General features: G+C 68.3%; 12 protein-coding genes and 1 pseudogene. 8 read left to right on the plus strand and 5 right to left on the minus strand.

Translation table 11 applies throughout. The features are described 5' to 3' along the window. Nucleotides 1-4: 4 nt before the first annotated feature. The 5 genes from HQN78_RS10650 to HQN78_RS10670 all read right to left on the minus strand — a co-directional run bounded on the left by HQN78_RS10650 (nucleotide 5) and on the right by HQN78_RS10670 (nucleotide 3463). Nucleotides 5-922: a GlxA family transcriptional regulator gene (locus HQN78_RS10650; RefSeq protein ID WP_235089433.1), complete on the minus strand. Its 918-nt coding sequence runs from the start codon at nucleotides 920-922 to the stop codon at nucleotides 5-7. Beyond that, entirely contained in the window at nucleotides 912-1820 is a 909-nt protein-coding gene (locus HQN78_RS10655; RefSeq protein WP_235089435.1) for an EamA family transporter, read from the minus strand. Before HQN78_RS10655 ends, HQN78_RS10650 begins: the two co-directional genes overlap by 11 nt. After that, nucleotides 1807-1998 carry a DUF1737 domain-containing protein gene (locus HQN78_RS10660; RefSeq protein ID WP_227108571.1) on the minus strand — a complete coding sequence of 64 codons (192 nt, stop codon included), beginning with the start codon at nucleotides 1996-1998 and terminating at the stop codon, nucleotides 1807-1809. The genes HQN78_RS10655 and HQN78_RS10660 overlap by 14 nt, the downstream gene beginning before the upstream one ends. Nucleotides 1999-2133: 135 nt before the next feature. Continuing rightward, nucleotides 2134-2685, minus strand: a complete 552-nt coding sequence (locus HQN78_RS10665) for an isochorismatase family protein (RefSeq protein WP_235089436.1) — start codon at nucleotides 2683-2685, stop codon at nucleotides 2134-2136. 70 nt (nucleotides 2686-2755) lie between these two features. Further along, on the minus strand, nucleotides 2756-3463 hold the full coding sequence (locus HQN78_RS10670; protein ID WP_107800264.1) for a LysE family translocator: 708 nt from the start codon (nucleotides 3461-3463) through the stop codon (nucleotides 2756-2758). A gap of 230 nt (nucleotides 3464-3693) precedes the next feature. Between HQN78_RS10670 and HQN78_RS10675 the strand changes: the two genes are divergently transcribed. The 8 genes and pseudogenes from HQN78_RS10675 to HQN78_RS10710 all read left to right on the plus strand — a co-directional run bounded on the left by HQN78_RS10675 (nucleotide 3694) and on the right by HQN78_RS10710 (nucleotide 14832). Then, nucleotides 3694-5142, plus strand: a complete 1449-nt coding sequence (locus tag HQN78_RS10675; protein ID WP_107800265.1) for a PLP-dependent aminotransferase family protein — start codon at nucleotides 3694-3696, stop codon at nucleotides 5140-5142. Between the two features lie 202 nt (nucleotides 5143-5344). Further along, complete coding sequence (locus HQN78_RS10680; protein ID WP_235089437.1) at nucleotides 5345-8623, plus strand: EAL domain-containing protein; 3279 nt, start codon at nucleotides 5345-5347, stop codon at nucleotides 8621-8623. A gap of 406 nt (nucleotides 8624-9029) precedes the next feature. Next, nucleotides 9030-9242: pseudogene (gene infA / locus HQN78_RS10685) on the plus strand (translation initiation factor IF-1); the annotation flags it as partial. A 66-nt stretch (nucleotides 9243-9308) separates the two neighbouring features. Then, the gene (locus tag HQN78_RS10690) at nucleotides 9309-9530 is read left to right on the plus strand and encodes a hypothetical protein (RefSeq protein ID WP_048409173.1); all 222 of its coding nucleotides are present in this window, start codon (nucleotides 9309-9311) and stop codon (nucleotides 9528-9530) included. A 439-nt stretch (nucleotides 9531-9969) separates the two neighbouring features. Then, complete coding sequence (locus HQN78_RS10695) at nucleotides 9970-11292, plus strand: glycoside hydrolase family 19 protein (protein ID WP_235089438.1); 1323 nt, start codon at nucleotides 9970-9972, stop codon at nucleotides 11290-11292. Nucleotides 11293-11622: 330 nt separating this feature from the next. Further along, the gene (locus HQN78_RS10700; RefSeq protein ID WP_107800268.1) at nucleotides 11623-12213 is read left to right on the plus strand and encodes an ANTAR domain-containing response regulator; all 591 of its coding nucleotides are present in this window, start codon (nucleotides 11623-11625) and stop codon (nucleotides 12211-12213) included. A gap of 16 nt (nucleotides 12214-12229) precedes the next feature. After that, entirely contained in the window at nucleotides 12230-13327 is a 1098-nt protein-coding gene (locus HQN78_RS10705) for a CmpA/NrtA family ABC transporter substrate-binding protein (RefSeq protein ID WP_227107586.1), read from the plus strand. A 302-nt stretch (nucleotides 13328-13629) separates the two neighbouring features. Then, entirely contained in the window at nucleotides 13630-14832 is a 1203-nt protein-coding gene (locus tag HQN78_RS10710; RefSeq protein ID WP_048409169.1) for an MFS transporter, read from the plus strand. The last annotated feature ends 6 nt before the right edge of the window (nucleotides 14833-14838 follow it).

Genomic DNA, 14838 nt, shown 5'->3' on the forward strand with positions numbered 1-14838 from the left:
CGCATCAATGGCCACCGGCGTCGGCCCGGTTCAATTGCCGCGCCGAGGAAAATCCGGCCGCCAGCGCGGCCTTCTCCTTGGACAGGCCGGCGCCGCGCCACTGGCTGGCCAGCGCCAGGCGCAGCCCGGTGTGATAGTCGTGCACCGACACGCCGGCGTGCTCGCGGAACAAGCGCGACAAATGCCTGGCGCTGACGTGCACCTGGCCGGCCAAGTCCTCCACCCGCCAGCCGCGCGCCGGATCGGCGGCGATCAGGTCCTGCGCCTTGTGCACCGCCGGGTGCAAATGGTTGCGGTGCGTCAGCCACGGCGACAACTCCGGATCCCCGGCGGAACGGCGGAAATACACCACCATGTGGCGCGCCACGTCCCGCGCCAGCGCCGGGCCGGCCAGCTGCGCGATCAGTTGCAGCGCCAGGTCCACCCCGGCGGTGATGCCGGCGCTGCTGCTGATGGGCCCATCCTGCACGAAGACGCGGTTCTGCTGCACTCTGGCCTGCGGCGCCAGTTGCTGCAAACGCTGCAGCAGGGTGTGGTGAGTGGTGCACTGGCGGCCGTCCAGCAGGCCGGCTTCCGCCGCCAGCAGGCTGCCTGAGCAAATGCTGGCCACGCGCTGGCGGCCGGGGTCCACCCGGCGGCGCAGCCAGCGCACGATCTCGCGCGCCTCCGGCCGCGCATAGGCCTCGATCGAATGCGCGGCGCCGCTGATCACCACCAGCGCCTCGTCCGGCAGCGCTTCCGGCAAGGGCGCCGCACCTTCAAGGCTCAGGCCCAGCGAGGTGGGCACGCCGGCCGCCGGCGCGATGTAATGCGACCGGAACGGCGCGCCCAGTTGCGCGGCGATGCGAAAAGCGTCGGCCGGACCGGCCAGATCCACCAGCAGCAGATTGGGCGGCAGTACGAAAAAGATATCAAGCGCCACGCGTCGCCGCTCCCGCGCGCCAGCGCGCCAGCCAGCGCGCGCCGAACACGTTCACCGCCAGCCCGGCCAGCAACAACAGGCTGCCGGCCGCCTGCAGCGCGTTCAGGCGCTCGCCCAGCAGCAGGCCCGAGGCCAGCACGCCCACCACCGGCACCAGCAGGGAAAACGGCGCCACCTTGCCGGCCGGATGGCGCGACAGCAGCCGGCTCCACAAGCCATAGCCAAACAGGGTGGCGACAAAAGCCAGGTAGGCCACCGCGAACAGCGCCTGCAGCGTGAAATGCTCCAAGGCGGCGGCGATGCGCTCGCCCCCTTCCAGCCACCAGGACAGCAAGAAGAACGGAATCGGCGGCACCAGGCTGGACCACACCACCAGGCCCAGCGGCTGCACGCTGTAGCCGGCGCGGCCCATCTGCCTCACCACCACATTGGACAATGCCCAGCTGAAGGCGGCGGCGATGGTCAGACCCAGGCCCACCGCCGTCATGCTGCCGCCCTTGCTCAGGCCTATCAGCGCCAGGCCGCCCAGGGCCAGCAGCAGGCCGGCCATCTGGCTGGCCTGCCAGCGCTCGCGCAGCCACAGCCCGGCCAGGATCAGGGTGAAGAAGGCCTGCGATTGCAGCACCACCGAGGCGAGGCCGGCCGGCATGCCCAGCTTGATCGCGGTGAACAGGCAGGCGAACTGGCCGACGCCCACGCTGAGGCCGTAGGCCAGCAGATAGCGCCACGGCAGCGCCGGCCGGCGGATGAAGAACAAGGCCGGCACCGCGGCCAGACAGAAGCGCAGGCCGCCCAGCAGCAAGGGCGGCACATCGGACACGCCCCATTTGATCACCACAAAGTTGACGCCCCACACCAGCACGATGGCCAGCGCCTGCAAGAGATCACTCCACGGCATCGCCGCCTCCCTGGGCTTGCGCGCCCGGCCACAGCACCGCCTGGGCGACGATGACGCGCTCGCCGTTGAAGGTGGCCGCCGGCGAGCCGTACAGCCGGTAGCCCAGGGCCAGCGCCTCGCTGACGCGGCGGCAGAAGCCGGCGTCGTCCGGGCCGGTCAGCAGACGGTAGACCGGCATGTCGTCGGGCGGAAGGGTGGGCTGCATGCAATTCTCCCATGGCTGCGCGGCGGGCCGCGCCCGCCGCATTCATTTTGGATATCGCTTTACGGTAACATCAGATAGTCGAGATGGCGATGATCAAATACCCGCCGTTCAGCGCGCCAGCTTGGCCAGCGCCTGCTCCACGCTGACGATGTCGGCGAAACGGCCGGCCAGCACCAGCTCGGTCTTGGCGCGAATCTCCGCCGCGCTGAACACCTGGCCGCTATGCGGATGGCTCATGTCGAAAGTCAGCGTGGCCTCGGTGACGAAATCCACCTCGTAGCCCAAGTCCGAGGCCACCCGGGTGGTGGTTTCGCAGCATTGCTCGGTGCGGATGCCGGACACGATCAAGCGCTGGATACCGTGGCGGATGAGCCAGGGCTGCAGGCCGGAATCGGTCAGGGCGTTGTGCACGTGCTTGACGAAGGTGGCGGCCGGCCGGTGGCGCAGCCACTCCAGCGGCCGCACCAGGCCGGACTCGGCGGAAAAGGCGGCGTCGCCGTCTTCGTGCAGAATGTTGATCACCGGCGCGCCCAGTCTCTCGGCGCCGGCGATCAATTGCTGCAACTTGTCCTGAAAGGCCGGAATCTCGTCTTCCTTCCAATACGGACGGTGGCGGAACGACTCTTGCGCGTCAATCACCAGCAAGGCGGTTTTCTTCATGGCGGTTTCTCCCTCACGTCCGGGCCGGACGCTGTTGAACACAGCCCGAATGCTACGGACTCTCCCGCCTTTATTTAACGCTGATTACGGACAAGCCGCTGTCAAAAACGGACATCGTGCCCACCGCTCGCGGCGCCGCCGGCGCGGCCGCGACCTCGGCCGCCCGCGCCGGGCCCTGCGGCTGGAATTCGTCGTACAACAGCCACAGCGCGGTGGCCGCCATCAACACGCCCATGCTCAGATTGAAACCCAGCAAGGCGCGCGGGCTGGCCAGCCAGGCGCGCAAGCGCTCGCCGGCCCAGGCCCAGACGCCGATGCAGGGCAGATTGACCACGGCGAACACCGCCGCCAGCATGGCCGCGCCCAGCCAGCGCTGACCGTCCGCCGCCGGCATGAACAGGATGGCGGCGTTGATCACCATCACCCAGGCCTTGGGATTCAGCCATTGAAACAGCGCCGCGCCGACAAAGCCCAGCGGGCGCGCCGCCGCGCCCGCCTCCGGCTGGCCGGCGCGGGCGATCTTCCAGGACAACCACAATAGATAAGCGCAGCCCAGCAGGGCCAGCGGCAGCCGCGCGGCCTGGATGCCGTCCAGCAGCAGCGACAGCAGGCTGCCCACCAGGAACACCTGGAAAGCGCAGCCCAGGCTGATGCCCAGCATGTGCGGGATGGTGCGGCGAAAGCCGAAATTGACGCCGGACGCGGTCAGCATCAGGTTATTGGGGCCGGGGGTGATGGACATCACTGCCACGTAGGACAGTAGGGCGAATTCGGGCATGACGGGCTTCACTTTCTTGCTCCGCGCCGGCCGGCGGCGCGGTATGACGATGCATGGGGCCGACGCGGCCCCGCTTTCCCAATCCATGCTACGCAGCGCCTCGCCGCGCCGACAGCCGCAGCTGTCACCTTTCGCGGTGGTGACAGCGCGGCGTTTCCTCAAACTGTCACCATCGCCTATCATGGGCACTGTGTCTGTCTACCACCGCCCAAGCGCGGCAAGCTGTGCTCATGGAACCCATTGTCGCCCCCCAAGCCCCCACGCTGTATCAGCAACTGGCCGACGATCTGTCGCTGGCCATCAAGCGCGGCACGCTGCCGCCCGGCGCCAAATTGCCGTCGGTGCGGCGCACCTCGCAAAGCCGCCAGCTCAGCCTGAACACCGTGGTGGCCGCTTACCGGGTGCTGGAAGACCGCGGCCTGATCGAGGCCCGGCCGCAATCCGGCTACTACGTGCGGGCGCGGCTGCCGTCGCCGGCGCGGCCGGCCGCCACCCTCAGCAGCCCGGCAGCGCCCACCCGCCCGCAGGTGCTGGGCCTGATCGACACCGTGCTGGAGGCGCAGCAGAACGAGGACTACATCGACCTGGCGCTGGCCTGTCCGCACGGCGGCGACTTCTACCCCGGCGGCAAGCTGGGCCGGCTAATGGGACAGATACTGCGCCGCCAGCCCGGCATGATCAGCCGCTACGCGCTGCCGCCGGGCTCCTTGCGGCTGCGCACCCAGATCGCGCGCCGCGGTCTGGAACTGGGCATGACCTTGCAGGCGCAGGACATCGTGCTCACCCACGGTTGCATGGAAGCGCTGCAATTGGCGCTGCGCGCGGTGACCCGGCCCGGCGACACCGTGGGCCTGGAATCGCCCACCTATTTCAACCTGCTACCCTTGATCGCCAGCCTGGGCCTGAAAACGGTGGAGATCCCCACCGACCCGCAAACCGGCCTGTCCATCGACGCGGTGGAGCTCTTGCTGGCGGAAAAGCGCATCAACGCGCTGGTGGCGATGCCCAATGTGCACAATCCGCTGGGCGCGACCATGCCGCTGGAGGCCAAGAAACGGCTGGCGCGGCTGATCACCCGTCACCAAGTGCCGCTGATCGAGGACGCGCTGTACGCCGAGCTGCAGTTCGGCGACACCCTGTCGCCTGCGGTCAAGGCCTTCGACGACGAAGGCTGGGTCATCGTCTGCTCCAGCTACACCAAGACCCTGGCGCCCGATTTCCGCATCGGCTGGATGGAGGGCGGACGCTTCGGCCACGCGCTGCGCCAGCTCAAATTCGCCTCCTCCGTGGCGGAGCCGGCGGTGCTGGCGGAAACCCTGGGCGCCTTTCTGGAGTCCGGCGGCTACGACCATCATCTGCGCGCGCTGAAGCGGCGCTACGCCGCCCACGTGGAAAAAGTCCGCGGCATGATCGCGCGCCACTTCCCGGCCGGCACCCACGCCACCGCGCCTTCCGGCGGTTTCCTGATCTGGGTGGAACTGCCCGAGGACATCGACGCGGTGGCGCTGTTCCACGCCGCCATCGCGGAAAAGATCAGCATCATGCCCGGCCCGCTGTACTCCCCCAGCGGCCGCTATCCCAACGCGCTGCGGCTGTCCTGCTGCTATCCGCTGGACGACCGCTATCTGGCGGCGCTGGCGCGCGTCGGCGAACTGGCCGGCCTGCTCCGGCGTTCATAAACCCCCGCCGGCAACGCCCGCCGGCGGCGGATCCCGCGCAAGTCCGCGCCCCGCCGCGCGCGAAGACATGTTCAAGACGCGCCGGCGTTTTTATGAACCACTCATATAGCTATTAAGTGGTTGGCCTTTTTGAAATCCATGCCTAACAATGAAGCAAGACCTGACCGCGTCCGCAGCGGGCGCGAGCGCAGAAAGAGACTTCATGCCGACGATCAAGAAACCAGCCGCCGCCGATAGCGGGCCCGCCGCCGGCAAACACCAACGCCGTCTGCGCGACTTGCTGAACCGCTACGACGCCGCCTTCGCCGCCGGCGCGTCGCTGGACAGCCTGTTGCGCCAGCTGGAGCAAGTGCGTGATTACGCGCTGCGCCACGCCATAGGCGAAGCGCAGATGCTGTCCGCGCTGGCCGCCCAGCCCGCGCTGCCGCAGGACAGTGCCGCCGGACGACAGGCGCGGCAGATGCTCACCGACATGACCCACAGCCTGGGGCGGCAGCTGCTGCAACCGGCGCTGAGCGCCGCCGCCAAACCCCAGCCGCCGCCGGCCCAGGCCATGCTGGAGCAATTGGACGACGGCGTGCTGCTGCTGGAGCCCAGCGGCCAGCAAGTGCTGTACGCCAACGCCGCGCTGATGGAATTGCTGGGCCTCGCCGAGCCGCCCGCCTATCCCCTCGCGCTCTCGGCGCTGGCGCCCGACAGCGGGCTGGCCGAAGCCCTGCGGCCGCTGCTGGCCCTGCCCAAGGACAAACCCAGCCAGATCGCCGCCACCCCGCTGCGCCGGCCGGACGGCGACGCCGGCCATGCCGACATCCGCGCGCGGCCGCTGCGGGCCGAAGGCCAGGACTGCCTGCTGCTGACCTTCCACGACGCCACCGACCGGCTCACCTCCGAGCAACTGCTGACCCGCCATCTGGACATCCTCGCGCAACTGGCCGGCCTGTCCGCCGAACTGGCCAGCCAACCGGCCGAACCGCTGTGGGCGCGCATGAGCGGCCTGCTGGAGCGCGTGGGACGATTCCTGGGCGCCGACCGCTGCCTGCTGGCCCTGCTCGACGCCGAAGGCAAGCAAGTGCGCATCGCCCGAGAATGGCGAAACGAGGCGCGGGCGGCCGGACCGCCGGCCGAGGCCCCGGCCATCCCCCGCTCCAAACTCTGCTGGCTGGAACAACAGCTGGGCCAGCAACGCACCTTGCAACTGAACGACAGCGCCGACGCGCCGGAAGCCGCCGCCGCGCTGCGCCAATTGCTGGGCGACAACGGCCAGAGCGCGCTGCTGGCCACGCTGCGGCCTCGCCAATGCTGGCGCGGCGTGCTGGCGGTCAGCGCGCCGACGCCGCATAGCTGGCTGTGGATAGAGCAACACATGCTGCAATCGGTGGCGGACATGCTGTCCAACTTCCTGGAGCGCAGCCAATACCACAGCGACGCTCAACGCCGTCAGAGCGAGGCGCTGGCCCAGGCGCGGATAGGCCATTGGGAATGGCGGCGCGGCGACGCCGCCCCGCATTGGTCGGAAGAGCTGTACCAATTGTGGCGGCTGGACCCGGCCCGGCCCCCGCCGCCGCTGGCGCGCTTACCCGCCTTGCTGCCGCCCGCCGACTGGCCGCCGCTGCGCCGCTGCCTGCGCCAAGTGCTGCGCCGGCGCGAAACCGCGCAGCTTGACCACCGCATCCTGCTGCCGGACGGCGGCGACCGCCACGTGCGCCATCACATCTCGCTGGAACAGGACAGCCGCGGCCGCGTTGTCCGCCTGAGCGGCACCTTGCAGGACATCAGCGAATTCAAGCGCCGCGAACAGACCCTGCAGCAGGCCGCCGCCGTTTACGAACACACTTTGGAAGGGGTGATGATCGCCGACGCCGATCTGCGCATCCTCGACGTCAACCCGGCCTTCAGCGCGCTCACCGGCTACGCCCGCGCCGACCTCTTGGGCCAGAGCCCGCGCCTATTGCATTCCGGGCGCCACGACGCCGGCTTCTACCGCCGGCTGTGGCAGACCGTGGCGGAACACGGCCGCTGGCAAGGCGAAATCTGGAACCGGCACAAGGACGGCAGCGTGGCGCCGGCCTGGCTCACCGTCACCGCGGTGCGCGACGCCGACGGCGCGGTGCGCAACTACGTCGGCGTGTTCTCCGACATCGCCCAGATCAAGAAATCCGCCGCCGAAATGGCGCAGCTGGCGCATTACGACTCGCTGACCACCCTGCCCAACCGGCTGCTGTTCCTGTCGCGGCTGGAACACGCGATCCAGACCGCCAAACGCGAACGCCGCCGCGTGGCGGTCTTGTTCATCGATCTGGACAACTTCAAGCAGATCAACGACACCCGCGGCCACGGCGCCGGCGACCGCCTCTTGGTGGAAGTGGCCGCCCGGCTCAAGGACTGCCTGCGCGCCAACGACACCGTGGCCCGCATCGGCGGCGACGAATTCCTGATCCTGCTGGAGAACCAGAAAGCCGACAATCCGGTGATCGACATCGCCAACAAGATCGTCAAAGCCTGCGCCCGGCCGTTCCGCCTGGAAGAACAGGAGGTGGAAGTGGGCTGCAGCGTGGGCATCAGCATCTACCCGCGCGACGGCCAGGACGCGGAAACGCTGATGCGCAACGCCGACGCCGCCATGTACCAGGCCAAGAACGACGGCAAGGGCGCCTTCCGCTTTTACACCGAGGAACTGACCCAGCGCGCGCGGCTGCGGGTGGAACAGGAACGTGAGCTGCGCCTGGCGCTGGAGCGACGCGAACTCTTCCTGGTGTTCCAGCCCAAATATCATCTGCAAAGCGGCGCCCTGATCGGCGCCGAGGCCTTGCTGCGCTGGCAGCACCCGAGCCGGGGCCTGATCGGGCCGGACACCTTCATTCCGCTGGCCGAGGAAACCGGCCTGATCATCCCGATCGGCAGCTGGCTGATCCGCCACGCCTGCGGCATTCTGCGCCGCTGGAAGGACGCCGGCCTGTCGCCGGGCGTGCTCAGCCTCAATATCGCCGGCGCGCAAATCCAGCGCGCGCCCATTCTGCAAACCCTGAAGCAGGCGCTGCGCGACTGCCGGGTTCCGCCGCAGCAGATCGAACTGGAAATCACCGAGCGCTTCGTGATGAGCAATCCGGACGCGCATCTGTCGGTGCTGCGCGAGCTGCGCCAACTGGGCGTCGGCCTGTCCATCGACGATTTCGGCACCGGCTATTCCTCGCTCAGCTATCTGCGCCAATTGCCGGTGCAAACGCTGAAAATCGACCAATCGCTGGTGCGCGGCCTGCCGGACCGCGAGCACGAAACCAGCATCAGCCTGGCCATCATCTCGCTGGCCAAAACCCTGCACCTGGGCCTGGTGGCCGAAGGCGTGGAAAACGAAGCCCAGCGCCGCTTCCTGCTGGACGCCGGTTGCGAGCACGGCCAAGGTTTTCTCTACGCCCGGCCGATGCCGGAAAACGAATTCGCCGCACTGGTCAAGAAAGGCGGCGCGGCCCCGCTCCGCCTCTAATGAACCGGTTTACGACCCGCCGCGCTAGGCGGGATAGCGGGACAAGGGCGCTGAAACCCGCTTGCCAATGCGATTTTCAACACAACGGCGACGGCGGCGGATAAATCCATCTCCCTGATTTTTTTGTGAAAACCGCCTCATCGCCGCGCCTGATTCGGCCATTGCCGGATAAATTCTTGTATTTTTCTGACAAATCAGTGCGTTAGATATATAATACCGTTCGCCTCAGATTTTCTGATCGTTCCGGCAGCTGCCTGTCGGACGCTCCGCCTTGCCTGAGGGCTGCCTGTGAAGCCAGCCCCTCCCTAGCTTGGTTACCGAATAGACGCGCCAATAGCACCCGCTCGCGGCAGTCCATGTGACTGCCGCTGTGGCTGTTGGCCTACCGTATTAGAAAGGAATCGTAATGTCCAAAGAAGACATGATCGAACTGGAAGGTGTTGTCATTGAAATGTTGCCCGAGTCCCGCTTCCGCGTGCGTCTGGACAACAACGTCGAAATCCTGGCCTATGGCTCGGGCAAGATGAAGATGCACCGTATTCGCGTTCTGGTAGGCGACCGCGTCACTGTAGAGATGTCGCCCTACGACTTGACCAAGGGCCGCATCAATTTCCGTCATCCGACGGCGCCGGCCGGCGGCGGCACGCCTCGCCCCCATCACAACCGACGCCGTTGATCTGCCGGCATGACCCGCTATCGCGGTCATGCCCTGGAGCAACATTTGCGAGTCAATGAACTCAAACCCGGCGATTACATCGCCGAACAACACGATAGCGCCGCAATCACATTTACCGTGATTGCGGTCAATGCAGTAGGACGTCACTGTCACGTCACTTTTTCGTCGGAACTGGGCCTGGATTCCGCCAGCTACCCGCACGACGCCTGGATCAACGCCTCTCGCCCCTGAGACAGCCCCACGGTCCGATTGACGCTCAACGCCGCACCCGTCCGGGATCTCACCCCGGCGCCCGCCGCGGCCGCTTCCGCTTTCTTCGCCCCTTCCGGCTTAGCCGCGCGCCGGCCGCATGGCCGCGTCAATCCCATTCTCCTTCAAAAAGTCGTTTGACATATCAAAAATTGGTTCCATAGTGGTATCTATGCCGTGCGTCGCGCGCGGCAGAAAACCATCTAGGGCAACCTCGAAAACCGCCGCGATCCGTTCAAGAGCAAGACGCGTCCTCTGACATCAGAACGCAAGCCCCGAGACCGCGCGCACGGCAAAGCCAGAAGCCTGTGACTGAGCGAGGCCATCGGACCGCGCAGCGGGTGTGTCGAGGCCCCCATAAACGGCTGCGATGATTTCGCGCGGCGTCCCCCGCGCCGGCAGCCCGACAACAGGAGCCAACATGCGCAAACCCTTCACCGCCCTGCTGCTGAGCCTGGCCTGCCAGTCCGTTTTGGCCGCGCCCTGGAACGCCGGCGCCGTCTATCAGGCTGGACAGCAAGTCCAATGGCAAGGTCAGGATTGGCAGGCCAAATGGCGCACCCGCGCCGAAACGCCGGCCGCCAACCCCAGAGGCAGCTGGACGCCGGCGGCGGCCCAGGCCACGGCTTTGGCCGAACCGGGCCAGCCTCAGCCGCCCACGCTACAGCAAGCGCTGCAATACGAGGCCGCCCTGACCGACACTTCCTTCTTCCGCAACGTCAAAGCCTCGATCCGCACCCTGCCCAACGCCCAGGTGGAACAAGTGACGCCCGGCCGCGCCGCCAACCCGCTGAACGTGCGCCGGGTGGAGCGCCTGCTGCCGGCGAGCAAGTGGGAGTATTACTTCTCCCGCCGCGACGCCAGCTATAGCTACCAGCGCTTCCTGCAGGCCATCGCCAAGTTCCCCGCCATCTGCGACGACTACGGCGACGGCCGCGACGGCGACGCCATCTGCCGCCACAGCCTGGCCACCATGTTCGCCCACTTCGCTCAGGAAACCGGCGACCACAACCGCAGCGACACGGTGCCGGAATGGCGGCAAGGCCTGAAATACCTGCGCGAAATGGGCTGCGCCGAAACCGGCCCCGGCTGCGGCTACAACACCGAATGCGCCGATCCGGTGTTCAACAAGGTGTGGACCTGCGGCAAGAACGCCGACGGCAGCTGGAAGAAATACTTCGGCCGCGGCGCCAAGCAGCTGTCCTACAACTACAACTACGGCCCCTTCTCCCAAGCCATGCACGACGGCGACCAATCCGTACTGCTGAAGAACCCGGACCTGGTGGCCTCCACCTGGCTCAACCTGAGCTCGGCCACCTTCTTCTTCGTCTTCCCGCAGCCGCCCAAGCCGTCGATGCTGCATGTGCTGGACGGCACTTGGGTGCCCAACGCCGCGGACAAGGCCGCCGGCGCCGGCAACAACTTCGCCACCACCATCCAGATCATCAACGCCGAGTGCGGCGGCGGCACCGAGCGCCAGGCGGCGCAGAACCGCATCGATTACTACCGCCAGTTCGCCAAGGACCTGGGCTGGGACTACGGCAACGAGCAGCTGTCCTGCGCCAATATGCAGCGCTTCAGCGCCGCCAGCTCCGCCGCCTACAACATCTATTGGGAAAAGGACTGGAAATGGGGCAATGACTACAAATGCCAGCTGGTGAACTACCAGACCCCGTACAGCGCGCTGCAAGCCGGCAACTACCAGCGCTGCGTCGAGGACAACTGGAACGTCAAACTCAAATGAAATCGGCCGGCTCCGCTCGCGCGGGGCCGGCCTCGCCAACGACTGTTGTTCACCCGTGTTTCACCTCCTGTCCATTGGCCTTGTCTCCGCTCCACGATAAGAGCGGCTAACAAACCCCTGATGCTGCGTTGCGCCGACTTGTCGTACTCAAGTACTGCCTGCGTCGGCACGCCTTGCCTCAGCCGTAAAACTGATTTTTGTTAGCCACTCTAAGACATCGCGGCTAAACGCCGCGTCAATCCGGCCGCATCCTCGCTAAAAATCGCGTCAAGAATTCCCTTGGGCACGGCGCTTGCTTCAGCCAAGCCGTCCCTTCTCCCCGGTGCCGCAATGTCCACGCCTCCGCCGCTGCGCCTGCTGCTGGTCAACGACCACGCCAAAACCATCGCCTCGCTGCGCCAGGCGCTGGCGCGCGCCGGCTACGCCGTCGTCGCCGAAGTGGACGGCGCCGCCGCGCTGCTGCAGGCGGTGGAGCGGCTGCGGCCGGACGTGGTGATCGTGGACACCGAATCCCCGTCGCGCGACACCCTGGAACAACTGGCGCTGCTGGGCGAGATCGCGCCGCACCCGGTGGTGATGTTCGCCGACCAGGGCGACCTGCCCACCATAGAAGCCGCCGTCCACGCCGGCGTGGCGGCCTATGTGGTGGACCAGGCCGACGCGGCGCGGCTGGCGCCCATCATCGACCTGGCCCGCGCCCGCTTCGCCGAGGACGCCCGGCTGCGACAGCGGCTGGCGGCGGCGGAACAGCAGCTGGCCGAACGCAAGCTGATCGAGCGCGCCAAGGGCATTCTGATGGACAAGCGCCGGCTCAGCGAAAACGACGCCTACCAGGCGCTGCGCCGGCAGGCGATGCGCGAGGGCCTGCGCGTCGCCGATCTCGCCCGACAACTGATCCAGGCCGCCGAACTGCTAGGCTGAGCCGCGAGGAAATCCCATGACCGTCCCCCACCGCCTGCGCCTGGGCTATTTGCCGCTGACCGACAGCGCGCCGCTGATCGTCGCGCGCCAGCTCGGTTTGGACCGCCGCCACGGCCTGGAACTGGAATTGCTGCGCCAGCCTTCGTGGAGCGCGGTGCGCGACAAGCTGCTGGACGGCCGCCTGCACGCCGCCGCGGCGCTGTACGGCCTGGCCTACGGCATGCAGCTGGGCCTGGCTGGCCCGCAAGCGGACATGGCGCTGCTGATGACGCTGAACCAGAACGGCCAGGCCATCACCCTCAGCCACCCGTTGGCCGACGCTCTGGCGGCGGCGCCGCAGCAGGCCTTGCCGCGCCGCGTCCGCCAGGGCGGCGCGCCGCTGACGCTGGCGCACACCTTTCCCGCCGGCACCCACGCGTTGTGGCTCAATTACTGGCTGGCGGCGCAAGGCCTGGACCCGCTGCGCGACGCGCGCCTGGTGGTGATTCCGCCGCCGCAGATGGGCGCGGCGCTGGAAGCCGGCCAGCTGGACGGTTTTTGCGCCGGCGAGCCCTGGCACCAGCAGGCGGCGGCGCGCCAGGCCGGCCGCATCGCCGTCGCCAGCGGCGAGATCTGGCCCGGCCACCCGGAAAAAGCCCTGCTCTGCCGCCGTGGTTTCGCGCAAGAAGAACCGGCCGCCGCCGCCGCGCTGATCATGGCGCTGCTAGAAGCCTGCCGCTGGCTGGAGCACGGCGAAAACCGCCGCCAGGCGGCGCGCTGGCTGGCGCGGCCGGAGCATATCGCCCTGCCGGAAACGCTGATCGCCGCCACCCTGCCCTCGGCCGCCGCCGGGGCGTCGGCGCTGCGCTTCTTCGACCAGGGCCGGGTCAACTATCCCTATCCGTCCGACGGCGTCTGGTTCATCGACCAGTTCCGGCGCTGGGGCTGGCTGCGCGGCGACGAGGACGCGCAGGCCGTGGCCGCCGCGGTGAGCCAGAGCCGGCTTTACCGGCAGGCGGCGGACGCGCTGGGCCTGCCCGCGCCGGCCCGGCCGCAGCGCCGCAGCCGGCTGTGCGACGGCGTGGAGTGGGACGGACGGCCGCGCTACCCGGCGACGGAGCGTCTGCTTGATTAAGCCCCGCATGTTGCAACGCACAAACTCAGTGCGCGGCCGGCTATTTTCGCACCAGCGCGGTGCGGCTTCCCGCCGCGAATCCACGCGAAACCCGGATTTCCGGCGCGCGGAGGCTGGCACGGCGTTTGCATAAGTCAAGCCGGGCCTGGCACAAAGACGTGCCCCGCCCACCCCAAATGCTTGTCCGGCCAATGGCGGCCGGGACGGCAACGGACAACGGCGTCCGCTCCTGCTATCACCGAGGAGCGAACGCCGTTTTTATTTTGGCCGGCCCCCGGCCGCTCGCGGCACAGGAGTTTCGCATGGACCGTTCTTTCTGGCACACCGGGCACAAGCCCACCTTGCTGTCCGCCTTTCTCTACTTCGACCTCAGCTTCATGGTCTGGTATCTGCTGGGCCCGCTGCAGGTGCCCATCGCCGCCGCGCTGGACCTGGACACCCAAGAACGCGCGCTGATGGTGGCCACTCCCATCCTGGCCGGCGCGCTGCTGCGGCTGGCCGTCGGCATGCTGGCGGACCGCATCGGCGCCAAGCGCACCGGGCTGATCGCCCAGATCGTCGTCATCGCCGCCTTGCTCGCCGCCTGGCGCGTCGGCCTCTCCAGCCTGGGCGGCGCGCTGCTGCTGGGCCTGTTCCTCGGCGTGGCCGGCGCCTCCTTCGCCGTGGCGCTGCCGCTGGCCTCGCGCTGGTATCCACCTGCGCATCAGGGCACGGCGCTGGGCATCGCCGGCGCCGGCAACTCCGGCACCGTGCTGGCGGCGCTGTTCGCGCCGGCGCTGGCGCTGCAGTTCGGCTGGCAGAACGTGTTCGGCCTCGCCTGTCTGCCGCTGCTGTTGGCGCTGCTGCTGTTCGCCCGGCTGGCCAAGGACGCGCCGGGCGCGCCGCCGCCCAAGCGCTGGGCCGATTATCTGGCGGTGCTGGCCCAGCGCGACGCCTGGTGGCTGATGCTGTTCTACGCCATCACCTTCGGCGGTTTCGCCGGCTTCGCCAGCGCGCTGCCCGGCTATTTCCACGACCAGTTCGGCTTCGACGCCAAGACCGCCGGGCTCTATACCGCCGCCTGCGTGTTCGCCGGCTCGATGATGCGGCCGCTGGGCGGCGTGCTGGCGGACCGCGTCGGCGGCACCCGCTCGCTGCTGGCCGTCTACCTGGCGGTGGCGGCGCTGCTGTTCGCCGCCGGCCTGGAAGCGGGCGGCGCCGGCGGCGCGCTGCTGCTGTTCGTGCTGGCCATGCTCTGCCTCGGCGCCGGCAACGGCGCGGTGTTCCAGCTGGTGCCGCAGCGCTTCGGCGGCGAGATCGGCGCGGTCACCGGCCTGATCGGCATGGCCGGCGGCGTCGGCGGCTTCCTGCTGGCGGCCGGCCTGGGCGTGATCAAGCAGGCCAGCGGCGGCTACGCCATCGGACTGTGGCTGTACGCCGCGCTGGCCTTGGCCGGCTGGGCCGGCCTGGCCGGGCTGCGCCAGCGCTGGCGCGCCGGCTGGTCTCTCGCCAGCGCCCGGCTCTGAACCCGC

The sequence above is a fragment of the Chromobacterium sp. Beijing genome (assembly GCF_021496765.1).
Taxonomy (GTDB): domain Bacteria; phylum Pseudomonadota; class Gammaproteobacteria; order Burkholderiales; family Chromobacteriaceae; genus Chromobacterium.

What these genes read in the sequence shown, in the direction of transcription:
- HQN78_RS10655 (WP_235089435.1), bottom strand. Translation starts at nt 1,820, where the DNA reads ATGCCGTGGAGTGATCTCTTGCAGGCGCTGGCCATCGTGCTGGTGTGG.
- HQN78_RS10660 (WP_227108571.1), bottom strand. Translation starts at nt 1,998, where the DNA reads ATGCCGGTCTACCGTCTGCTGACCGGCCCGGACGACGCCGGCTTCTGC.
- HQN78_RS10665 (WP_235089436.1), bottom strand. Translation starts at nt 2,685, where the DNA reads ATGAAGAAAACCGCCTTGCTGGTGATTGACGCGCAAGAGTCGTTCCGC.
- HQN78_RS10670 (WP_107800264.1), bottom strand. Translation starts at nt 3,463, where the DNA reads ATGCCCGAATTCGCCCTACTGTCCTACGTGGCAGTGATGTCCATCACC.
- HQN78_RS10675 (WP_107800265.1), top strand. Translation starts at nt 3,694, where the DNA reads ATGGAACCCATTGTCGCCCCCCAAGCCCCCACGCTGTATCAGCAACTG.
- HQN78_RS10680 (WP_235089437.1), top strand. Translation starts at nt 5,345, where the DNA reads ATGCCGACGATCAAGAAACCAGCCGCCGCCGATAGCGGGCCCGCCGCC.
- HQN78_RS10690 (WP_048409173.1), top strand. Translation starts at nt 9,309, where the DNA reads ATGACCCGCTATCGCGGTCATGCCCTGGAGCAACATTTGCGAGTCAAT.
- HQN78_RS10695 (WP_235089438.1), top strand. Translation starts at nt 9,970, where the DNA reads ATGCGCAAACCCTTCACCGCCCTGCTGCTGAGCCTGGCCTGCCAGTCC.
- HQN78_RS10700 (WP_107800268.1), top strand. Translation starts at nt 11,623, where the DNA reads ATGTCCACGCCTCCGCCGCTGCGCCTGCTGCTGGTCAACGACCACGCC.
- HQN78_RS10705 (WP_227107586.1), top strand. Translation starts at nt 12,230, where the DNA reads ATGACCGTCCCCCACCGCCTGCGCCTGGGCTATTTGCCGCTGACCGAC.
- HQN78_RS10710 (WP_048409169.1), top strand. Translation starts at nt 13,630, where the DNA reads ATGGACCGTTCTTTCTGGCACACCGGGCACAAGCCCACCTTGCTGTCC.